A 21631-nucleotide genomic window follows, 5' to 3' on the forward strand; every position below is an offset into this window, starting at 1 on the left:
CCATGCGTACCCGTGACTTCTCCCGCGCCCCCGCGCAGGGCCGCGCCGGCGCCATGTTCATCGGCGGCACCCGCTACGCCAACCCGCTGGTGCTGCTGCGGTTGGCCCCGGCCTGGTTCCGGATGGTCCGTGACATGCGCCGGATGAAGGGCTACTGCTGGCACACGGTCTACTGGCAGTTCCCGTTGACGCTCGGCACCATCGCGTTCTTCACCGACCGCGACGCGATGCTGCGCTTCGCCCGGACCCGGCACCACCGCCGGCTGATGCTCTGGTTGACCGACGGCACCCGCAACGCCACCGCCGGCTTCATCCGGCTCTACACCGCCGCACCGGACGGCTACTCCAACGGCACCTGGCGGGCCGAGGACGCACAGCTGGGTCACATCGACACCTTCACCCCGCTGGGCGCGGAGACGACCGGGCCGGCGGTGCGCCGATGAGCCCGGCCCGGCACCGGTTCGCGCGGGTCACCGACCGGCGCGGCCTGCGGCGGTTCCTGGCCTTCGGCGACCGGCTGTACGCGGGCGAACCACGCCACGTGCCCACCCCACGGCAGCAGATCCGGCGCTGGTGGCGCGACGGCGTGCCGCTGTACCTGCTGCGCGACGCCACCGGCACGGTGGTCGGCCGGACCACCCTGCACACCGACGCCGACTTCGACGCCAAGCTCGGCCGCCGGTGCCAGCTCTTCGGGCTCACCGAGTTCACCGAGCCGGCCGCACGACCGCTGTTCGACGCGATCACCGCGCACGCCGACGCCGACCGGGAACTGCTGTTCGGCCCGGTGGCGCTGCTGCCCAACCAGGCCGGCGGGGTGATCACCTCCGGCTACGCCGAGCGGGGCTTCGTCGACAGCGCCTGGAACCCGCCGTGGTACGCGACCGCCTACGAGGCGTACGGCTTCGCCCGCCGGTTCGAGTCCGACACCTGGATCTGCCCGGTGCCCGCCCCACCGGAGCCGACCCCGCCGGTGCAGGTGGACCCGGACGGCGCGCGGATCGTGCTGCACCGGGGGGACGTGCGGCGGCTCGACGCGCAACTCGACCTGCTGCGCGGGATGCTCAACGCCTCCTTCGCCCAGCTTGGCTACTACACGCCGATCTCCGCCGCGCAGCTGCGGCGGCAGACCGACGGGCTGGCGTACCTGCTGGACGAGTCGCTGCTGCTCTACCTGACCCGCGACGGCGAGCCGGTGGCGTTCGTGCTCTGCGTACCCGACATCAGCGAGTTCCTGATCACCGTCCGGGGCGACCTGCACCTGGTCAACCAGGCGCGGCTGCTGGCCGCCCGCCGCCGGTACCGGCGGGAGGCGGTGCTGATCGTCAAGGGCGTGCTTCCGCAGCACCAGGGGCGCGGCTACCAACGGCTGCTCTCCACGCACCTGCACCGCAACCTGCACACCGCCGGCTACACCACGCTGCGCAGCACCTACGTCGAGCGGGACAACGCCGCGTCGGCCGCCCAGTACCGGCGGCTCGGCGGCCGCCCGCTGCACGGGTACACCTTCTACGCCAAGGAGCGGTAGGTGGACCTCGACGCGTTCCGCGCACTCGAACCGTGGTGCTGGCGGGCCCCGAGCGCGCACAACACCCAGCCGTGGCGGCTGCGCTACGAACCCGACGCGGTCCGGATCGGCTGGGATCCCGCGTACACCCTGCCCGCCGCCGACCCCACCGGCCGGGACCTGCGGCTGTCCCTCGGCGCGTTCGTCGAGACCTGCCTGATCGTCGCGGCCGACGCCGGCCTGCGGCTGGAGTACCTCGCCGACCACGACGAACGCCACAGGTGGGTGGGGCTGCTGCGGCCCGCCCCGCACCGCTACCCGACGCCGTTCCGCACCACCGACGTGTGGGAGCGTCGGACCCACCGGGGCACCCTCGCCGGGGGCGTGGAACCTGACGTCCTCGCCGCCCTGGACGCGGTCGCCCGGCCCGCCGGCGGCGGCATCCGGACCGTGCCGCACGCCGACCGGCTCGGCGCCCTGCTGCGCGCCGCCGACCGCGGGTCGTACGCGGACCCGGCGGTCGTCGCCGAGCTGCGCCGCTGGCTACGGCTGGACCCGACCCATCCGGACTACCACGCCGACGGGCTCACCGACAGGTGCCTCGCGCTGTCCCGGCCCGCCGCCGCCGGGCTGCGGGTGGCACTGGCCGGGTACCCGCTGCTGCGCCCGCTGGGCCTGCCGAGACTACTCGCCGCCGCAGGGGGCGACCCGCTCGCCCACGGTGGCACCGTGCTGGTCCTGCTCGCCCCGGAACACCTCGACCGGCCCGGACAGGTCGAGTTCGGGCGGGTGCTGCTGCGCAGCTGGCTGACCCTGCACACGGCGGGGCTGGCGGCACATCCGCTGAGCCAGCTCATCGACGTCGCCGCCACCCGGGCGGCGCTCGGGACGCTGCTCGACGTCGCACCGCAACGCCTGCTGCACGTCACCCGGGTGGGGCGGCCCACCCGTCCCGCACCCCGGTCGGCCCGCCGGGTTCCGGCCTGTGCCGCTGCACCGCCGACCGGCTCGTGATCAGCAGGACGACGACGGCTCGCGGAGTGAACAAGACCTTCGTCCGCAGCCCGGGCTGAGCGCAGGGCCCCTGCGGTTGCGGTACCCGGCTACGGTCGGGACCGTGACTGACGGTGTCTTCACGGGTACGCGAGCGCCGGGTGGGGTGCCGCACTGGCACACCGTGCACCGGTCGCGTCTGTTCACTGTGCTTCCGGCGATCGCGCTCGGTCTGCTGGGCGTGAACTTCGGCTGGGAGGCCGTCCGCCGCAATGTCGACATCCGGGCACTCGCCGAATGGCCGTTGCGGTTCTCGTTGATCGACCTGCAGACCACCGCCGCCATCGGTGCCGCCCTCGCCGGTCTGATGTTGACGCGAGCCCAGTTCGCCCGGGCGAACCAGCCCCGCTTCGGGTACTCGTGGACGCCGCACGATGCGAACAACGACCGGTGGGAGTTGCACCTGTCGAACGCCGGCCCCGGTTACGCGGGCGTCACGAGGGTCGAGTACCGCCTCGGTGCCGGACCCTGGCTGCCGTATCAGACCTTCCGGGAGGAGCTTGCGGCACGCGGCGTGCGGCCGGCGGACGCCGACTTCTCCTGGTTGGGTCGCGCACCCCTCCCGCCGCAACCCAGGCTCGCGGAGGGATATCACCTCGGATCGTTCACCGTGCACGGCCTTGTGCAGATCGACCCGTTCGACATTCGGATCCACGCCGAGGACGGTCTCGGCGACCGGCACCAGCTGACCATCAACTCCGCGGCCCGCCTGCCCGTGCCCGCCTGGGAGCAGGTCGTCAGCGCGCGGGCGGACGACGCACCGGAGGGTGGCTGAGCGGACCACCACATCCGCCGGTCGACTCTCCCGTCGACCGGGCGGAGGTCGACCAACCCGTGGCCGGTGAGTTCGTCGACCAGCTCCCGGATCTCGTCGAGGCGCAGGGGCGGGTCGTCGTCGACAGCCTCGGCGGTCGAGCGGAGGGTGACCCACCCGTGGTACTCGAACACGGCAGAAGTGTACGGCGAGCCGGACGGGGGACGCGTGTTCCCGTCGCGACGGGGACAAAAGGGTTTGCGCAGGCAGTGGACCGGGAGTTTGACTGTGCTCACTATGCCCTTTCCTTCGCCGGTCTTCGTCGCGGGCACGGGTCGCTCGGGAACGTCACGGATCGCCGACGTCATCGGCGAACACCCGCTGATTCACCGGATTCCCATGGAGACCCGGTTCCTCGTCGACCCGGGTGGTCTGCGGGACCTCGCCGACGCGCTCACCAGCCGGTTCGAGCCCGGCGTCGGTGAGGACGCCCTGCGCCGGCTGAGCGACCTGCTCACCGTACGAGTGCCCGGCCGGCGCGACGATCGCGGCAGGACCGTTCCCGAGCTGGTCGGCGAGCGGCGCTACCGGGACGCGGTGCAGAGACTCTGGCCGCAGTTGATCGCGACCACCTACGACGAGCCTGCGCCGGCGGAGGGCTTCGGCGACGCCGACCGGCCGGCCGGGCCGTTCGCGCCGCCGAGCCGCCGACGGGTGGTTCCCCGGTACTTCAGCGACCGGGGTGACCTGGTCGCGATCCTGCGGGGTCTGGTCGACGGGTTGTTCGACGGGGCAGCCGCCGACGCGGGCAAGCCGACCTGGTGTGAGAAGACACCGTTCAACATGCTCTGCATGGATTTCCTCTGGGAACTGGTCCCCGAAGCGACAATCGTGCACATCACGCGTCACCCGGTCTCCGTACTCGCGTCCCACCTTGCCCAGCCGTGGGCGCCGCCCACCGTGCACGGCGCACTCGCCTACCTCACGCCGGTCTACCACCGATGGCTCGCCTGGCGGGACACGGTCGACCTGACGGCCAGGCGGTACGTCGAGGTGCGGGCGGAGGACCTCGCCGCCGACTGGCCCGGGCAGCGCCGCGCCCTGTTCGCACGGCTCGGCGTCGACGACGTCGTCACCCCCTCGACGTTCCGGTCACACCGGCTGACGAACCGCAGCGACCAGCTCGACGCCGCAACCCGGGAGTTCGTCGAGGAGGCACTCGGCAGGGTCATCCCCGCCATGGGATACGAGTGACCACGCCGTCCTCGGCGAATCCCCGCTACCCCCGGATGCCCGCCCAGTCCACCCGTCTTCCGAGGTCACCATGTCCGACAGTCGTGTCGTCAGCTCCGCCCTGTCCTTCTCCTGGCCGGATGACACCCCGGTCTTCACCGACCTGTCGTTCTCCGTCCCCGGTGGCCGTACCGGCCTGGTCGCCGCGAACGGCGCCGGCAAGTCGACCCTGTTGCGGCTCGTCGCCGGTGAGTTGCGTCCGACCGGCGGCAGCGTCACCGTCGAGGGGGTGCTGGCTTACCTGCCCCAGCACCTGCCGTTCGCCCGGCACCAGACGGTCGCCCAGGTGCTCGGGGTCGACCGCGTCATCGCCGCGCTGCACGCCATCGAGGCCGGCGACGCCGCCGAGGAACACTTCACCACCGTCGGCGACGACTGGGACGTCGAGGCACGCACCCGCGCCGAACTCGACCGGCTCGGGCTGACCGACGTCACGTGGGACCGGCGGCTCGGCACCCTCAGCGGCGGCCAGGTGGTGTCCCTGGGCCTCGCCGCCGAACTGCTCAAGCGGCCCGACGTGCTGCTGCTGGACGAGCCGACCAACAACCTCGATCGCCGGGCACGGGAGCGACTGACCGCCGTGCTGCGCTCCTGGACCGGATGCCTGCTCGTGGTCAGCCATGACCGGGCACTGCTGGACGAGATGGACCGCATCGCCGTCCTGGACCACTGTGGGATCCGCTGGTACGGCGGCAGTTTCACCGCGTACGAGCAGGCGGTGCAGGCCGAGCGGGAGGTGGCCGAGCGACAGGTACGCCAGGCCGAGCAGGACGTGAAGCGGCAGCGGCGCGAACTCCAGCAGGCCCGGGAGCGGTCGGCCCGTCGTGCCTCCACCGCCTCGCGGAACCTGGCCGACGCGGGGCTGGCCCGGATCGTCGCCGGCAACCTCAAGCGGGACGCGCAGGTGTCGGCGGCCAGGGCCAACGACGTGCACGCCGCGCGGGCCCGCGACGCCCAGGCCCGGCTGGACCAGGCGAGCGCCGCCGCCCGCCGTGACGACCACCTCGTCGTCGACCTGCCCGACCCGACGGTGCCCGCCGGCCGCACCCTCTTCCACGGTGAGGGTGTGCGGGCCGCCTACGCCGGCCGGCCGGTATTCGCCGGTGACGGGGTGGGTCTGGTCATCCGGGGCCCCGAACGGATCGCCCTGACCGGGCCCAACGGCGCGGGCAAGTCCACGCTGCTGCGGCTGATCAGCGGCGACCAGGAACCGCTCGCCGGTGCCGTCATGCGGGCGCAGGGGCGGGTGGCGTACCTGTCGCAGCGTCTCGATCTGCTCGACCCGGACCGTACGGTCGCCGGGAACCTCGCCGCCTTCGCGCCGTCGCGGACCGGGGCGGACCGGATGAACCTGCTGGCCCGCTTCCTGTTCCGTGGCGACCGCGCCCACCTGCCGGTCGGTGTGCTCTCCGGCGGCGAACTGCTGCGCGCCACGCTGGCCTGCGTCCTGTTCGCGGAACCGGCGCCGCAGCTGCTGCTGCTCGACGAGCCCACCAACAACCTGGACCTCACCAGCGTCGCGCAGTTGGAGAGTGCGCTCCTGTCGTACCGGGGGGCGTTCGTCGTGGTCAGCCACGACCAACGGTTCCTGGCCGAGATCACCGTGGGTCGCTGGCTCCGGCTGGCCGACGGCCGGCTCACCGAACTCGGCGAGCCGCCGCAGTGACCCGCGCGCTGACCGGTCACCCCGTGGTCCGTTCCGTCAGGAGGCGCCGGCGGCCGCACGAATGAGGTCGACGAGCAGGGCGGCCTCCGGGATGGCCACGGTGTGTGAACCACCGGGCACCTCCACCGTACGCCGGGAGCCCGCCCGCTCGGCCATGAACCGGTGGGCGGCGACCGGGATGTTGAGGTCCTCGCTGCCGAACAGGAACCAGGACGGCAGCGATCGCCAGGCGGGCTCGCCGGAGGGTTCGTTCAGGGCGGCCTCGGTGATCGGCCGCTGGGTCACCGCCATCACGGCAGCCCGCTCCGCCGTCGAGTGGGCGGCGAACTGGTGGTGGTAGCGGTTCTGCTGGATGTAGAGGTCGGTGTCCCCGCCGGGGAGCGTGACGGCGGCCAGCGTCTCGCCCAGGGAACTGCCGGGGAACCGCCCGGCCAGGACGACCGGTCCGGTGAGCAGGGCGCGCAGGTGGTCGGCGTCGTGCGGGACACCGCGCAGCGGGTTGGCCACGGCCACCGCGGGATAGCCGTCGCCGAGCAGCCCGGCGATCACGCCGTCCCAGCTCGCCGACTCGGCGAAGGCGCCGTGGACGAGGACGACAGTCGGCTTGCCGGGCGGTGCGGTGGTGGTGGACATCGCGGTACCTCCGGATGCTGGTGGGAGGGTCGACTCTATTGTCGGACCATCGGCGCACCGTCTCGTCCGTCGATCGACCGGCTCACCCGGCCGGGGAAACGGGCACCGGCGGGAGCCACCGCGAGTCGAAGGGAACTGATCGTGAACGACCAGCCAGAGCCACCGCCCGTGACCGGAGCGGCGATCAACCCGGCCGTGCCACCGAGCGGCCCCGGCTGCGTCGAGTGCGAGTCCTCCGGCGGGTGGTGGTTCCACCTGCGCCGCTGCGCCGGCTGCGGCCATGTCGGCTGTTGCGACTCCTCGCCGGGCCAGCACGCGACGGCACACGCGACCACGACCGGGCATCCGGTGGTCCGGAGTTTCGAACCCGGTGAGTCGTGGTTCTGGGACTACTCCGAAGACCGGTTCCACCCCGACGGGCCGGAGCTGGCCGGGCCGCCCTCGCGCCCGCTCGACCAGCCCGCCCCCGGTCCCCGCGGACGGGTGCCGGCGGACTGGAAGCGCCTACTGCACTGACTGCCGGGGCCTGCCCGCGGCGCGGTGCGCCGGGGCCGGTGGCGGAACCCGGGTCGATGAGCATCTTCGATGTCTTGACACCTCAGATGCGATCGCTAACACTTGTCTGCAATGCGCACGTAACAACCGGAACACATGTTGCCTGCCTCGGCGGAATGCAGGCCGAGGCTGCTCGTGCGGCACGTCAACCAGGTCGGGCGGTGGGCTCGGCGCCACGCACGCCCTGGCTAATGTTAGCGCTAACATACGCGACCGTCCCGGGAGGGCAGCATGTTCGTGGTCCCACGACGAGTACCACCGACGTCGACACCTGACGGCAACGGAGCAGCGTCGTCGCGCACCCGGCCGGTTCGGCGGCTGCTGGTCGCGCTGACGGCCGCGATGACCGCGATGGTCGGCGGTGTGGTCGTCACGTCGTCACCGGCCACCGCGGCCACCAGCCAGTTCCGGGGCATGAACTGGGCCGTGCTGGGGGACAACTTCAGCAAGGGCCCCCTCGTCGTGCAGGGCCTGAGTTCGTCGGACAGCAACGCGACGGTGCGGGCCAAGGCCAACGCCCTCTACGACGACATGGCCGCCACGATGGGGGTCAACACCGTCCGCCTGCCGGTCAACACCCACACGGTGGGGACGGCGTGGTGGAACGCCTATCGGGGGGCCATCGACGCCGCCACCGAACGTGGTTTCAAGGTCATCCTGGCCTACTGGGAGGACGGGGCCGCCTCCGGCGGTCGGATCACCAACCTCGGCGCGTGGAACGCGATGTGGACCACGGTGACCAACACCTATGCCTCGAACCCCAACGTCTACTTCGAGCCGATGAACGAACCGCACGGCTACAGCTCGGCGGACTGGCGCAACGTCGCGGCGAACTGGCTCAGCTCCCACTCCTCGGCGCCGCCCGGCCGGGTGCTGATCGGCGGCACCGGCTTCAGCCAGGACCTGCGCGACATCTGCAACGACAGCCGCTTCAACGCGACCCTGCTGTCCTTCCACTACTACGCCTTCTTCTACGGCGCGATGACCTACGACGCGTTCCTCGGCCACATCCAGGCCCGCCTCGGTAACTGCGCCTCCCGCGCGGTCGCCACCGAGTACGGCGCGCCCATGAACGACGGCCGCAACTACGCCGACGCGGGCAGCACCGACAACTTCGTGCGCTACATCCGGGCCATGGCCCAGGTCATGCGCAACAACCAGATGGGCGGCACCTACTGGCCCGCGCTCGGCGGCAAGCCCGGCACCATCGGTTACGACTGGTACTCGATGTACGCCCTCAGCGGGAGCGGCACCGACCTCAACCTCACCATCCGCAACACCTCCGGCGCCGACCGGATCCGGTACGGCTGGGGCGACACCATCGGCAGCGAGCCGACGACGCCCCCGACGACGCCCCCGCCGTCGACGGGGACGTTCTACCAGGTCACCGTGCGGCACAGCGGCAAGGCCATGGACGTCCAACAACCGAACACCGACAACGGCGCGCGCGTCGGCCAGTACACCTACACCGGCAACGCCTGGCAGCAGTGGCAGTTCCAGGACGCCGGCAGCGGCTACTGGCGCCTCGTCAGCCGGCACAGCGGAAAGTGCCTCGACGTGGTGAGCGCCTCCACCGCCGACGGCGCCGAGCTCGTCCAGTACACCTGTGGCAGCGGCACCAACCAGCAGTTCCAGATTGTCGCCAACGGCAACTACTTCCAGCTGCGGGCCCGCCACAGCAACAAGTGCGTGGACGTTCCGGCCTCGTCGACCGCGGACGGCGTGATCCTCAAGCAGTACACCTGCAACACCGGCGCCAACCAGCAGTGGTCCCGCACGGCCGTCTGACGGTCGTCCCGACCACGAGCACGGATGCACGGTGGCCCGCACGCCCCGCCGGTGGCCGGGGTGTGCGGGCCGGTGTGTGGGGCGGCCACCACCGCTGCCCCACACCACGCCGCACCAACCGCCCCCGGCCCGGAGGCAGCCCGACCCGGCCGTCCATCTCGATCACCGGCACCCGGGGACGCCACCTTCCCCGGATGGCCGGCGCGTCCCGCCGTGACGCCCCCGTCGCAGGGGAACCGGGTGTGGGTGTGGGTACGACGGCCGACCGTCGTACCCACACCCACCGGCGTCGGGTCACCGCCCCCGTGGGGACGGCGGCGACACCGGGAGCCGTTACGGGGTCACGGTGCGCAGGTGGGCCCGGTACCCCTCGCCGTAGCTCTTGGTCGGGGTGCCGTCGTAGTCCTCGATGAGGACGTTGCCGCCGCTGCAACCCCACGGGTTCCAGGTCCATGCGGTGTAGCCGAGCCGGTTGCGGTCCAGCCAGGTGGTCAACCGGTCGATGTAGTCGTGGGCGCAGGTGTCCTGGCCGATCTCACCGGCGTGCACCGGCACCTGCGCGGCCACCGGCGCGATCTGGGTGTCCCAGCAGGTCTCGGTGACACAGGCGTTGAAGTTGTACGAGTGCCACGAGGCCACGATGTTGTTGCGCGGGTCGGTCGGCTTGTAGGTCAGCCACTGGGTCAGGTCGTTGGTCCAGGTCAGCCCGGGGACCAGCAGGACGTTGGTGGCGCCGGTGGCGCGTACCGCGTCGACCAGGCTCTGCATGCCGGCCACCGGGTAGTCGATGCCGGTGCAGGTGCCGCCGTCGCGCAGGCAGCGCCAGGCCGCCGTCATGTCCGACCAGTTGTTGGCGGCGTCCGGGTAGGGCTCGTTGAACAGGTCGAACAGCACCGCGTCGTTGCCCTTGAACGCGTTTGCCACCCCGGTCCAGAACTGTGGCGTGTACTGCCTGCTCGGCATGGGCTTCTGGCAGGTGGCGTCCACGTCCGGGCAGGCCGAGATGTTGCCGGTGTACTGGCCGTGGGTCCAGTGCAGGTCGAGGATCGGGTTGATGCCGTTGGCGACCAGCAGGTTCGCGTAGTCCTTGACCGCCTGCTGGTAGGTGGTGCCGCTGGGCGACCCGGACAGGCCCAGCCAGCAGTCCTCGTTGAGCGGGATCCGCACGGCGCGGATGTTCCAGGACTTCATCGCGTCGACCGAGGCCTGGTCGACCGGGCCGCTGTCCCACATGCCCTTGCCCTGCACGCAGGCGAACTCGCCGCTGGCCCGGTTGACGCCGAGCAGCCGGTAGGTGGCACCGCTCGCGGTGACCAGCCGGTTGCCGGAGACCCGCAGGCTCGGCGCGGCACCGCTCGGCGGTGTGGTCGTCGGCGGTGTGGTCGTCGGGGGAGTGGTCGTGGGCGGTGCGGTGGTGGGCGGTGTGGTCGTCGGTGGGGCGGTGGTCGGCGGTGTGGTGGGGGAGGGGCTGACCGTGCCGGTGCAGGTCGTCCCGTTGAGCGCGAACGACGTGGGTACGGGGTTGGTGCCGCTCCACGACCCGTTGAAGCCGATCGTGGTGGACCCGCCGGTGTTCAGCGCGCCGTTCCAGCTCAGGCTGGCCGCCGACACCCGCGCACCGGACTGGGACCAGGTGGCGCTCCAGCCCTGGGTGACCCGTTGGTCGGGCTGCGGGAAGTCGAACGTCAGGGTCCAGTTGGTGAGGGCGGAGCCGAGGTTGGTGATGGCGACGTTGCCGCTGAACCCGCCGGTCCACTGGCTCTGCACCGTGTAGGTGACCGCACAGGCCGAGGCTGCGGCCGAGGCCGGCAGGGTGGCCGCGGTCAGGCTGGCGGCCACCAGTGTGCCGGCTGCTGCCGACGCCAGCAGGGCATGACGACGTGTCATGAGGCTCTCCTAGTCATAGAGGGGAGCGTCGATGGGAGCGCGTGTGCGAGCTTTCTTTATGAGCCTCACTAAGTCAAGCGCATCGATGCCGTTTCGACGGATCGCCGGTGCGGGTACGCGGCGGCGCTACCGGGGTGAGGCGGTCGTCTCGCGGGCGACCACCGTCTCGGTAGCGCACCACCGTTCCGGCACCGACTCGCCGTTGATCAGCCGCAGCACGGAGTCGCCGACCGACTCGCCGAACGAGTGCACGTCGAGGCTCATCGTGGTGAGGGCCGGCGAGGCCAGCCGGCAGAGGCTGGAGTCGTCCCAGGCGATCAGGCTGACGTCGCGGGGAACCCGGTGGCCCGACTCCTTGGCCGCGTGCAGGCCCGCCACCGCCATCAGATCGTTGTCGTAGATGATCGCGGTGGGTGGCTCGGGCTCGCTCATCAACCGGGCGGTCAACCTGGCCCCGGACTCCGCCGAGTAGTCGCCCTCCACCACGACGGCGTCGACGGCGGCCGCCAGCATGGCGGCCGTGCGGGTCCGGGTGTGCACGAGAGTGCCGGGTCCGGTGATCCGGGCGATGCGGTGGTGCCCGAGTCCGACCAGATGCGCGAGAGCCGCCCGCATCGACCCGACGTCGTCCCGCCGTACCGCCGGGTTGTCGTGGGTCGGCTCACCCGCCACCACGACGGGCAGGCGGAGGTCCCGCAGCACCGCCGGCCGGGGGTCGTCCACCGCCGGGTTCACCAGCACGATCGCGTCGACCAGCCGTTGCTGCGCCCACCGCCGGTAGGCGGCGATCTCGGCGGCGTGGTGGGCGACCACATGCAGCAGCACCGACCGGCCGTGGGCGGCGAGTCGTTCCTCGATGCCGGCGATGAACTCCATGAAGAACGGCTCGGTGCCGAGCAGCCGGGGCGGTCGGGCGAGCACCAGGCCCACCGCGCTCGTCCTCCACATGTCGTCCACCGTGCACCCCCGGGTCAGTCAGCTTGCCGATTCGGTGAGCCCCGCCCGCTCGTCGGTCACCTGCTCGGGCGGGCGCGGCCCGGAACCCAGTGGTACGAGCTCGGATTCGAGGACCAGGGCGGCGGCGCCGATGGCCGAGGCCGTGGCGGCGGAACGGGAGAGCCGTACGTCGACCGTGTGCGTGCCCCGCGAGAAGGAGGCGCGGAGTTCGTGCCGGACGATGGGAAGGTACACCGACCCGGCGGCGGCCAGGCTCGGCCCGGTCAGCACGAGCACCTCGAGATCCATCAGGTTCGCCAGCGTCCGGGCGGCGGCCCCGACGTGCCGGGCGGACCGCTCCAGCAACGCCAGCGCGTGCGGTTCGCCCCGGCGTGCGGCGCGGCTGATCGCGGCGAAGTCGGCGACCACCGAGGGCCGCCGCGCGCCGACCGTGAAACCCACCGCCCGGGCCGCTGCCGGGTCCGACCGCGCGGCGGCGACCACCGCAGCCGGCCCGGCCAGCGCCTCCACACAGCCACGGGCACCGCACCAGCACCGCGGCCCGTCGGCCGACACGCAGACGTGCCCCAGTTCCCCGACGTTGCCGCTCGGCCCCCGGTAGGTGACGCCGTTGATGACCAGGCCGGCACCGATGCCGGTGCCCATGTAGAGGACGGCGGCCGAGGTCGCGGCGCCGAATCCGCCCGTCCAGTGCTCACCCAGCGCCGCCGCGGTCGAGTCGTTGTCCAGCACCACCGGCAGCGCCGTCACCTGTTCCAGCGCCCGGCCCAGCGGAAACCCGTTCCACTGCCGCATGGCGGGGGCGAGCCCGACGTCCGGGGGGCCGCCGATGCCCCGGGTGGCGTCGACCGGGCCGGGGAACACCAGGCCGACGCCGAGAATCCGGGCCCGTTCCACTCCGACGCCGGCGATGAGCGCGGCGATCTCGGTGGCGATCCGGGCGACGACGATCGGCGGCTCCTCGGCGCCGGCACCGGGACGGGAGATCCGGGCCACCACGGTGCCGCCCAGGTTGGTCAGCGCGTACGTGATGACGCCGTGATCCAGGTGCACGCCGACGGCGTACCGGGAGGCGTGGTCGAGTTGGAGCAGGACCCGCCGTTTGCCCCCGGTCGACTTGGCGTGACCGGTCTCGACGACCAGGCCCTCGTTGATGAGCTTGCGGACCAGGGTGGAGATCGTCGGTGCGGTGAAACCGGTAGCCTTGATCAGGCCGACCCGGCTGATCGTGCCGGCCGCCCGGATCGCGTCGAGAACGAGTGACTTGCTGCTCGCATGCGGTTTGCTCGCTGCTGGTCCGCTCACTGCTTCTCTGCCAGGGCTGTTCGGTCGGCCGACCGGAAGTATACAAGCAGTGCGATGTCGTAGGGCCCTGGCCCGGTCCGGGCTCCGCTCCTCGGCGCGGGTGGGCCTTACGCGCGGCGAGCCTCCCTGGCAGCCCGCCGGTACGCGTCGACCTACGCCGGGCTCACGACCTGCCCGTCGCGGCGGGCAGCCGTACCTCGAACTGGCAGCCCCGGACGGTGTTGCGCACGTCGACGCGGCCGCCGTGGGCCTCGACGAGACCACGCACGATCGCCAGGCCGAGCCCGCCGCCGCCACCGGATCCGGCCGTGCCCGGTGTGCGGGCCCGCTCGCCCCGGAAGGCGACGTCGAAGACCCGGTCCAGGTCCTGCTCGGGGATGCCGCCGCAGGTGTCCGAGACGGCCAGCCACACGCTGTCGCGTTCGTGGCCGGCGGCGATGTGCACGGTGCCGTCCTCGGGGGTGTACCGGACGGAATTGATCAGCAGGTTGCTGACGACGCGGGCGAGTTCGCGTTCACCGGCGCGTACGGAGGGCCAGCCGCTGTCCGCGGCGACCAGGCGGATCTTCCGGCCGGCGGCGAGCGGCGCGACACCGGCGATCGCGTCGGACACGATGTCGCGCAGCGGCACGGTGGTGGGTACGAGCCGCAGCGCGCCCGCGTGGATCCGGGACAGCTCGAACAGGTCGTCGACGAGTTGCGCCATCCGGTCGCTCTCCACCCGGATGCGGCGGTGGTATTCGGCGACGGTGGCCGGGTCGTCGATGATGCGGTCCTCCAGGGCCTCGGCCATCGCCCTCAACCCGGCAAGGGGAGTGCGCAGATCGTGCGACACCCAGGCGACGAGTTCGCGCCGTCCGGCCTCCAACCGCCGTTCCCGGTCCCGGGCCGCCTGGGCCCAGACGGCGGAGGCGGCCAGCCGGCTGCCGAAGACGGCACCGACGGCGAGGCTGATCACCGCGGAGGCGCTCACGGTGACCAGGACGACCCACAGGTCGTGCGGGGACAGGAACATGGCCTGGGCGACGGTGGCGACGCCGACGACCACGGCGAGCACGGTGACGGTGAGCAGCACCAGGACGTGTACGAGGATCGAGCGGCCGCGCAGCAGCCGGAGCATCCCGGCGCCGGCCAGCCCGACGACACCTCCGGCGGCGAGGGCGTAGAGCCCGATGAGCAGTGTGTCCTTCACCGGCGGGCTCCTTCGTCGAGCGGATCGTACCGGTAGCCGACGCCCCAGACGGTGCAGATGCGGCGCGGTTCCGCCGGCTCCTTCTCGATCTTCTCGCGCAGCCGACGGACGTGGACGGTCACCGTCGACTGGTCGCCGAACTGCCAGCCCCACACCTTGTCCAACAGGTCGGCGCGGGACCACGCCCGCCCGGGGTGGCGCATCAGGAACACCAGCAGGTCGAACTCCCGGACGGTCAGCGCCAGCGGCACGCCGTCGAGCTCGGCGACGCGTCGGGCGACGTCGACGGCGAGCTCCGCGTCGACGAGCCTGCCCAGGCCCGCCGACCCGGTGGCGGGCCCGGCGGTACGCCGCAGCACCGAACGGATCCGGAGCACGAGTTCCCGGGGCGAGAACGGCTTGGTCATGTAGTCGTCCGCGCCGACCTCCAGCCCCAGCACCCGGTCCGCCTCCTCGCCGAGGGCGGTCAGCATGATCACCGGAAGGTCGGGGAGCTGCCGGCGGATGCGGCGGCACACGTCGAGGCCGTTGATCCCGGGCATCATCAGGTCGAGCACCACGAGATCGGGCCGGTGGGCGGCGATCGCCGCGAGCCCGGCGGCGCCGTCGGCGGCCAGCCGGACCTCGCAGCCGTCCTGTTCCAGGTAGCGGCGGACGACGTCGCTGACCGTGGGGTCGTCGTCGACCACCAACACCCGGTGTCCCATTCCGGCCACGCTACCGACCGACCGACTACGAGCCGCTCCCGCCTGGCCTTTCGGATTCCTTACCGCGTGCCGGGGATCGGCGTCGCCGGTCTCTCCACAGCCCCGAGAGCACCGTCACGCCGGCGACGAGCAGCAGCACCACGGCGAGGTTCCGGCCGTACGGCAGCGGCAGCGCCGAGGGGTTGTCCGGGGACGTGCCGAAGCCGAGCACGAGCGGCAACGCCACGACGCTGAGCGCGGCGACGCTGATCGCGGCGGCCCGCGTCACCGGGCGGTGGCGGCGCGGGACGGACCGGGTGAGCGCGGCGCCGGCGGCCAGCAGCACGGCCATCCAGACGATGTCGTGCCCGACCAGCACGCCGGCCAGGAAGAGCAGCACCCCGGCCGGATCGATCTCGGGGTCGGCGAGCGCGCCCACCACGGCGTACCCCATGGCCAGCAGTCCGACCGCGACCAGCGCTACCCGGGTCCTCACCGCGACTGCCGGACGATGATCCGGCCGAGCCACTTGGTCTGTAGCACGCCGGGGCGGTTCGGGGCGATCAGGCGGGCGGGAAAACCGTGGTCGAGGTGCAGGGGTGCCCCGCCCAGCCGCAGGGCGACAAGCGTCAGCGGGTCACGTACGTGCGCCGGCCCGACTGTCGACGTGCGGTACCGGCCGACCTCCTCCAGCGACTCGACGACGACTGTCGCCCGGTCCAGGTCGACACCGACGAGCGCGACCAGGTCCCGCAGCCGCACCCCGCTCCACCGCCCGGTGGCGCTCCACCCCTCCACACAGGCGATCGGCAGCTGCGCGGTGTGCTGCTCCAGCGCGTGCAGGTCGGCGAGGTCCAGCTCGGTGCGCCCGGCGGGACCGGTGACCACCAGCCGGTACGCCGGGTCCAGCGCGCGGACGGCCACCCCGGCGCGCTGCGCGGTCTTGTTGACCGGTAGCCCCTGCGGTCCCACGTCCGGCCGGCGGGGGGCGAGCACCGCCAGCCCGGACAGCGGTCGGACGGTCTGCCCGACAGTGGTCAGGGTGACCAGCCCGGCCGCTGCGGCGACACCGCCGAGCAGCCCGCGTCGGCTGAGCCGGTCGGACGGCGACTCGTCGGTGGACCGGGCGAGCGCGGCGCGTACGGCCGGCAGTTGTACGCCGACGTGCACCAGCAGCGCGCCGATCGCCAGCCACGCCACCCGGTAGTGCCCGGCGGTGAAGAAGTACGGCATCGGCGCGTACCAGCGGGAGACGTTCAGCACCCCGCCCACCACCTGGAACAGCGCCGCGGCGACCAGCACGGCGACGCTGGCGCGTTCGACCGCGTGGGCGATCGACCGGACCGGCGGCCAGCGGAACAGGTGGTGGTAGACCGACCACAGCTTGGCCCCGAGCAGCGGCACCGTGGCCAGACCCGTCGCCACGTGCAGACCCTGGGTGAACCGGTAGAGCCCCACCGGGCGGGCCGGCCAGCCGAACCAGCCCGGCGGGTTCAGGACCAGGTGACTGAGCAGCCCGGTGAGGAAGCAGACGGCGAACGCCACACCGAGCGCGACGCCGAGTTGGCTGGTCAGCCGGGTCGACCGTAACCGGGAGGGGAACCGGTCGGGCCGCAGTGGCCCGCGCCGCAGCACCTGCGGGGGTGCCGGCAGGGGCGCCTGCCACCAGCCTGCCAACCGCCGCAGCCGGGTGGGACGGCTGGTCACCTCGGCGTGAGGGTGGCGAACCACCGGCCCGCCTCCGTCCAGGTGTCGCGCACCCGCAGCGCCGTGTCCCCGGCCAACGCGGCTAGATCGTCGAGGGGTACGCAGGCCCACGGCAGGGGGCTGCCGGTGCCGCCCGGGGTCTGCACCGTGGCCGTGCCGGACCAGGCCGGGGTGCCGGGTGGCGCGAGCTCGGCGTGCAGCCGGCCGTCGGCCGCCAGCAGCCGGCGGCAGCGGCGTAACAGCCGGTGCGGGTCACCGCCGATGCCGATGTTGCCGTCGGCCAGCAGCAGGTGCCGCCAGCGACCGGCCCCCGGCACCGGGCCGAAGACGTCGCGTTGCAGCGCGACCGCGCCACGCCGGCGGGCCAGCCGGACCGCGATGGCGCTGACGTCGATGCCGAGGGCCGGGCGTCCGGCGTCGATCAACGCACCGGTGAGCCGGCCGGGACCGCAGCCGACGTCGAGGGTGGGGCCGGTGCAGCGGGCGAGCAGGGTGGCGTCCCCGGCGGTGGCGTCCCGGCACCAGACGGCCGGGTCGAACCGCAGCACACCGCCGCTCGGGTGCCGGGCCGTGAACGCGGTCGGGTGGCCCGACGCGGCCCGGTCGAACACGGCGTCGAAGACCGCCACGGCGTTCACCGGGCGACCGCCACGGGCGACGGCACGTCGGCGGCGACGGCGACGGCGAACCGGCTGCCCGCCGGGCACCGTGCGGCCACTGCGTGCGCGTCGGCCGCGGTGTCCACGTCCCGCAGGTGGGGCAGCAGGTGGACCCGCAGGCCGCGACGGCGCAACGCGGCCAGGGTGAGCCGGCCGGTGTCCGCCACCGAGGTCGGGATGGTGCGCAGCACCTCGGCGTGGTCGGGTACGCGCAGGCCCAGCGTCCACCAACCACCGTCGTCGGCCGGCCCGAACACCGCGTCCGGTCCGTCCGCCGTGCCGAGCAGCCGCGTCGCGGTGTCGAGGTGGCCGGCGGTGAGCTGCGGGGTGTCCATGCCGATCAGCAGGGTGCTGGTACCCACCTCGCGGGTGTCGGCGAACGCGTTGGCCAGCCGGTCGCCGAGCGGGCCGCCCCGCTGGGCGAGCCGCGTCCAGCCCGGTGGGGCCGGATGGTCACCGTCGACGACCAGGACCCGGGCGCCGGCCGTGGCCGTGGTGACGGTGTCGAGGGTGTCGGCCAGGGCGGCAGCGGCGACCCGGGCCGCCTGTTCGGGGGTGCAGGGCGGGCAGAGCCGCGTCTTGACCCGGCCTGGTTCCGGCTTCTTGGCCAGCACCAGCACCTGAGGGACGCTCACCGGGCCAGCACCGCGCTCATGTCCCGGACCGCGCGGGCGGTGCCGAGCACGGTGCCGGTGACCTTGGATCGGGTCCCGGCCGCCCGGGGGTGGTAGTCGACGTCGACCTCGACCACCCGCCAGCCGGCCCGACCGGCCGCGATCAGCAGCTCCAGCGGGTAACCGAAGCGGCGGTCCCGCAACCCCAGCGCCAGCAGGTCGTCCCGGCGGACGGCCCGGATCGGCCCGATGTCGTGGACGTCGAGGCCGGTCGTGCGGCGCAGCCGGTGGGCCAGGAAGGCGTTGGCGACCCGGGCGTGCAGCGGCCACACCCCGCGCGCGGTCGGACGCCGCCGGCCGGTGCCCAGCTGCGCCTCGCCGACGAGGACCGGACCGACCAGCCGGGGCAGCTGCGCCGGGTCGAAGGACCCGTCGGCGTCCAGCACGCACACCACCCCGTCGGCGGGGTCGGCCGCCAGGACCCCGGCGTGCACCGCCGCGCCGTACCCGGGCTCGGCCACGCTGATCACCTCGGCGCCGCAGGCGCGGGCCACCGCCGCCGAGCCGTCGGTCGAGCCGTTGTCCACCACGATCGGCCGGTAGCCGGCCGGCATCCGGGCCAGCAGGTCGGGCAGGGCCGGGGCCTCGTTGCGGCAGGGAAGAACCACATCGGTCATGCTGCGGACGGTAGGACAGGATCCGCCCGGAAATCCTTACCGGCCGATGACGGCGTTCTCCGGCACCGCGGAGTTCTTACGAACCGCTGACGGGAGACCGTCACCGGAGCGCGTCGCCGCCTGCCGGCTCTACCGTCGGCGGGTGACTCACGTACTCGTCACCGGCGGTGCCGGTTTCATCGGAACCCATGTGGTGACCGCCCTGCACGACGCCGGCCACCTGGTGACCGTGGTGGACTCCGGTCATCCCGGCGCACACCGGCAGCCGCTGCCGGACACCGTGGCGGGCGCCCCGCTCGTCCGGCTCGACCTGCGCGACAGGTCCGCCGTGGACGGGGCGCTGGCCGGCGTCGACGTGGTCGTCCACCAGGCGGCGATGGTGGGACTCGGCGTCGACCTGGACGACCTGCCCGAGTACGTCGGCTGCAACGATCTCGGCACGGCCGTCCTGCTCGCCGCGATGGCCCGCGCGGGCGTGCACCGGCTGGTGCTCGCCAGCTCCATGGTGGTCTACGGCGAGGGCGCCTACTCCTGCGCCGCCCACGGTCCGGTCCGCCCCGCGCCGCGAACCGTCGCCGACCTGGCCGCCGGCCGTTTCGAGCCGACCTGCCCGAGTTGCGGTGCCACCCTCGTGCCGGGGCTGATCGGTGAGGAGGCTCCGCTGGACCCCCGCAGCGGGTACGCCGCCACCAAGGTCGCCCAGGAACATCTCACCTCGGCGTGGGCCCGGCAGACCGGAGGCTCGGTGGTGGCGCTGCGTTACCACAACGTCTACGGGCCGGGGATGCCCCGGGACACGCCGTACAGCGGGGTGGCGGCGATCTTCCGCTCCTCGATCGAGGGCGGACAACCGCCCCGGGTGTTCGAGGACGGCGGCCAGCGCCGTGACTTCGTGCACGTCCGCGACGTGGCGGCGGCCAACGTCGCCGCGCTGGACGCGACCGGGACGCGCACCGGCTGGCGGGCGTACAACATCGCCTCCGGTCGTCCGGCCACCATCGGCGAGCTGGCCACGGAGCTCGCGCGGGCCGCCGGTGGCCGCCCGCCGGTGGTCACCGGCGAGTTCCGGCTCGCCGACGTGCGGCACGTGGTCGCCTCGCCCGCGCGTGCCGAGGCCGAACTCGGCTTCCGGGCCGTCGTGGGGCTCGCCGACGGGATCGCGGAGTTCGCGTACGCGCCGTTGCGCGGGTGAACGTCACCCCGCGCCACCGCCCGGCGCGTGCCGACCTGATCGCCGCCGCCGCCGCGCTCGGCCTGTTCGCGGTGGCCGCCGTCACCGGTGGCGTGCTGTATCTGCTGGGACATCCGGTGCACGCCAGCGCGGCGCCACTGTTCGCCGGGTGGTTGCCGCACGTCGGCCCCGGCACCCCGCTGGCCCTGCTGCTGGCCGTGCTGGTCTGCTGGCGTGGGCCCGCGCTGGCCGCCCGGTCGTCCTGGCGACCGCTGCTCGCGATCTCCTACGCCACCGCGGTGGCCTGGACGCTGTCGCTCGCCCTGATCGACGGCTGGCAGCGCGGCATCGCCGACCGGCTGACCACCGAGTTCGAATACCTGCACGAGGTACCCGGCGTCACCGACATCCCGGCCATGCTTGCCGGGTTCTCCGGCCGGATCCTCGACCTGCAACCGGATTCCTGGACCACCCACGTGTCCGGGCACCCGCCAGGGGCACTGCTCGTCTTCGTCTGGCTCGACCGGGTCGGGCTGGATGGCGGCGGCTGGGCCGGCCTGCTGTGCATCCTGGTCGCGGGACTCGTCGCCGTCGCGGTGCCGCAGACCGTACGGCTGCTCGGCACCGACGAGGCGGCCCGCGCGGTGGTGCCGTTCGTGGTGCTGTTCCCCGGTGCGGTCTGGGCCGGGGTGTCGGCCGACGGGCTGTTCGCCGGGGTGACCGCCACCGGGGTCGCCCTGCTGGCCTACGGGGTGACCCGGGGGCGTGCCGTGGGGGCGGTGGCCGGGGGCGCCCTGCTGGCCTTCGGCTGCTACCTCTCCTACGGGCTGATCCTGATGGCCCCGATCGCACTGGCGGTCGTCGTGCTCGGCCGGCACCGGCGCACAGTGGGTTGGGCATTCGTCGGGGCGGTGCCGGTCGTCGCCGCGTTCACCGCCACCGGCTTCCTCTGGCCCACCGGCTACCACCTCGTCATCGAGCGCTACTACCAGGGCATCGCCAGCGACCGGCCGTACGGCTACTGGGTCTGGGCCGACCTCGCGCTCGTCGTCGTCGCCGCCGGTCCGGTGGCAGCCGTGATCATCCGTCGTGCGGCACTGGCCGCTCGCCGGGCCTTCTCGTCTCGCTGGTCGGACCTTCGCCGGCCGGACCTTCGCCGGCCGGACCTTCGCTGGCCGGACCTTCGCTGGTCGGACCTTCGCCGGTCGGGCTTTCGTCAGCCGGGGGCGGACCAGGCCGGTTGGCTGCTGGTCCTGGCCGCCACGGCGGTGATCATCGCGGCGGACCTGTCCGGCTACAGCAAGGCCGAGGTCGAACGCATCTGGCTGCCCTTCACCTGCTGGCTCATGGCGGGAGCGGCGCTGATCCCACCCGCCGACCGCCGCAGCTGGCTGGCGGTGCAGGCCGGGGTGGCCCTCACGGTCAACCACCTGCTCCTGACGGGCTGGTAACGGGACTTCTTACCGAAGCATGACGTACCCGCCGAACGTTGAGCTTCCACCGCCCGCCGGTCCGTACCCCGGGGCG

Annotated in this window: 21 protein-coding genes and 1 pseudogene; 10 read left to right on the forward strand and 12 right to left on the reverse strand. The window is 73.0% G+C overall.

All coding sequences use genetic code 11. The annotated features are described in order from the left end of the window. The first annotated feature begins 2 nt into the window (after positions 1–2). From AC0AIB_RS04590 to AC0AIB_RS04605, 4 genes are all read left to right on the forward strand, one after another. Positions 3–443 carry a DUF4188 domain-containing protein gene (locus AC0AIB_RS04590; RefSeq protein WP_465096082.1) on the forward strand — a complete coding sequence of 147 codons (441 nt, stop codon included), beginning with the start codon at positions 3–5 and terminating at the stop codon, positions 441–443. After that, positions 440–1528, forward strand: a complete 1089-nt coding sequence (locus tag AC0AIB_RS04595; protein ID WP_328345734.1) for a GNAT family N-acetyltransferase — start codon at positions 440–442, stop codon at positions 1526–1528. Before AC0AIB_RS04590 ends, AC0AIB_RS04595 begins: the two co-directional genes overlap by 4 nt. Beyond that, positions 1529–2521: a nitroreductase gene (locus AC0AIB_RS04600; RefSeq protein ID WP_465096083.1), complete on the forward strand. Its 993-nt coding sequence runs from the start codon at positions 1529–1531 to the stop codon at positions 2519–2521. Between the two features lie 103 nt (positions 2522–2624). Next, entirely contained in the window at positions 2625–3335 is a 711-nt protein-coding gene (locus tag AC0AIB_RS04605) for a hypothetical protein (RefSeq protein ID WP_328345738.1), read from the forward strand. A 35-nt stretch (positions 3336–3370) separates the two neighbouring features. Here the strand turns inward: AC0AIB_RS04605 and AC0AIB_RS04610 are convergent. After that, a pseudogene (locus AC0AIB_RS04610) lies at positions 3371–3682 on the reverse strand (Imm7 family immunity protein); the annotation flags it as partial. Between AC0AIB_RS04610 and AC0AIB_RS04615 the strand changes: the two are divergent. Then, positions 3612–4568 (forward strand): sulfotransferase family protein, encoded by a 957-nt coding sequence (locus AC0AIB_RS04615; protein ID WP_465096084.1) that lies wholly within the window; start codon positions 3612–3614, stop codon positions 4566–4568. The pseudogene AC0AIB_RS04610 and the gene AC0AIB_RS04615 sit on opposite strands and share 71 nt — an antisense overlap. A 70-nt stretch (positions 4569–4638) precedes the next feature. Next, entirely contained in the window at positions 4639–6273 is a 1635-nt protein-coding gene (locus AC0AIB_RS04620) for an ABC-F family ATP-binding cassette domain-containing protein (RefSeq protein WP_328345742.1), read from the forward strand. A 36-nt stretch (positions 6274–6309) separates the two neighbouring features. On the opposite strand, the gene AC0AIB_RS04625 is transcribed toward AC0AIB_RS04620, so the two are convergent. After that, positions 6310–6906 carry an alpha/beta fold hydrolase gene (locus tag AC0AIB_RS04625; protein ID WP_328345744.1) on the reverse strand — a complete coding sequence of 199 codons (597 nt, stop codon included), beginning with the start codon at positions 6904–6906 and terminating at the stop codon, positions 6310–6312. Between the two features lie 141 nt (positions 6907–7047). Between AC0AIB_RS04625 and AC0AIB_RS04630 the strand changes: the two genes are divergently transcribed. Together AC0AIB_RS04630 and AC0AIB_RS04635 are read left to right on the forward strand one after the other, a co-directional pair. After that, positions 7048–7422, forward strand: coding sequence for a UBP-type zinc finger domain-containing protein (locus tag AC0AIB_RS04630; RefSeq protein ID WP_328345745.1), 375 nt, complete (start codon positions 7048–7050; stop codon positions 7420–7422). Between the two features lie 270 nt (positions 7423–7692). Next, a complete protein-coding gene (locus tag AC0AIB_RS04635) occupies positions 7693–9249 on the forward strand; it encodes an RICIN domain-containing protein (protein WP_465096085.1) in 1557 nt (518 codons plus the stop codon). A gap of 333 nt (positions 9250–9582) precedes the next feature. Here AC0AIB_RS04635 and AC0AIB_RS04640 read toward each other — a convergent pair whose 3' ends face one another. The 10 genes from AC0AIB_RS04640 to AC0AIB_RS04685 form a co-directional block, all read right to left on the reverse strand. After that, positions 9583–11136, reverse strand: coding sequence for a cellulase family glycosylhydrolase (locus AC0AIB_RS04640; RefSeq protein ID WP_328345749.1), 1554 nt, complete (start codon positions 11134–11136; stop codon positions 9583–9585). A gap of 126 nt (positions 11137–11262) precedes the next feature. Further along, a complete protein-coding gene (locus tag AC0AIB_RS04645; RefSeq protein WP_328345750.1) occupies positions 11263–12084 on the reverse strand; it encodes a LacI family DNA-binding transcriptional regulator in 822 nt (273 codons plus the stop codon). A gap of 27 nt (positions 12085–12111) precedes the next feature. Beyond that, positions 12112–13398, reverse strand: a complete 1287-nt coding sequence (locus AC0AIB_RS04650) for an ROK family transcriptional regulator (protein WP_465096086.1) — start codon at positions 13396–13398, stop codon at positions 12112–12114. 163 nt (positions 13399–13561) lie between these two features. Further along, complete coding sequence (locus AC0AIB_RS04655; protein WP_442930796.1) at positions 13562–14518, reverse strand: sensor histidine kinase; 957 nt, start codon at positions 14516–14518, stop codon at positions 13562–13564. Between the two features lie 68 nt (positions 14519–14586). Further along, positions 14587–15297 (reverse strand): response regulator transcription factor, encoded by a 711-nt coding sequence (locus AC0AIB_RS04660; RefSeq protein ID WP_328345755.1) that lies wholly within the window; start codon positions 15295–15297, stop codon positions 14587–14589. Positions 15298–15322: 25 nt separating this feature from the next. After that, positions 15323–15772: a hypothetical protein gene (locus AC0AIB_RS04665; protein WP_328345757.1), complete on the reverse strand. Its 450-nt coding sequence runs from the start codon at positions 15770–15772 to the stop codon at positions 15323–15325. Then, positions 15769–16983, reverse strand: a complete 1215-nt coding sequence (locus AC0AIB_RS04670) for a molybdopterin-dependent oxidoreductase (protein ID WP_465096087.1) — start codon at positions 16981–16983, stop codon at positions 15769–15771. Before AC0AIB_RS04670 ends, AC0AIB_RS04665 begins: the two co-directional genes overlap by 4 nt. Continuing rightward, entirely contained in the window at positions 16980–17621 is a 642-nt protein-coding gene (locus AC0AIB_RS04675; protein WP_328345761.1) for a class I SAM-dependent methyltransferase, read from the reverse strand. The genes AC0AIB_RS04670 and AC0AIB_RS04675 overlap by 4 nt, the downstream gene beginning before the upstream one ends. Continuing rightward, the gene (locus tag AC0AIB_RS04680) at positions 17618–18277 is read right to left on the reverse strand and encodes a TIGR04282 family arsenosugar biosynthesis glycosyltransferase (RefSeq protein WP_328345763.1); all 660 of its coding nucleotides are present in this window, start codon (positions 18275–18277) and stop codon (positions 17618–17620) included. The genes AC0AIB_RS04675 and AC0AIB_RS04680 overlap by 4 nt, the downstream gene beginning before the upstream one ends. Next, entirely contained in the window at positions 18274–18933 is a 660-nt protein-coding gene (locus AC0AIB_RS04685; protein WP_328345765.1) for a glycosyltransferase family 2 protein, read from the reverse strand. Before AC0AIB_RS04685 ends, AC0AIB_RS04680 begins: the two co-directional genes overlap by 4 nt. A 142-nt stretch (positions 18934–19075) precedes the next feature. On the opposite strand from AC0AIB_RS04685, the gene AC0AIB_RS04690 reads away from it, so the two are divergent. Together AC0AIB_RS04690 and AC0AIB_RS04695 are read left to right on the forward strand one after the other, a co-directional pair. Continuing rightward, a complete protein-coding gene (locus tag AC0AIB_RS04690) occupies positions 19076–20125 on the forward strand; it encodes an NAD-dependent epimerase/dehydratase family protein (protein WP_328345766.1) in 1050 nt (349 codons plus the stop codon). After that, the gene (locus AC0AIB_RS04695; protein ID WP_465096088.1) at positions 20122–21555 is read left to right on the forward strand and encodes a hypothetical protein; all 1434 of its coding nucleotides are present in this window, start codon (positions 20122–20124) and stop codon (positions 21553–21555) included. Before AC0AIB_RS04690 ends, AC0AIB_RS04695 begins: the two co-directional genes overlap by 4 nt. Positions 21556–21631 lie beyond the last annotated feature (76 nt).

The sequence above is a fragment of the Micromonospora sp. DSM 43699 genome (assembly GCF_055517075.1).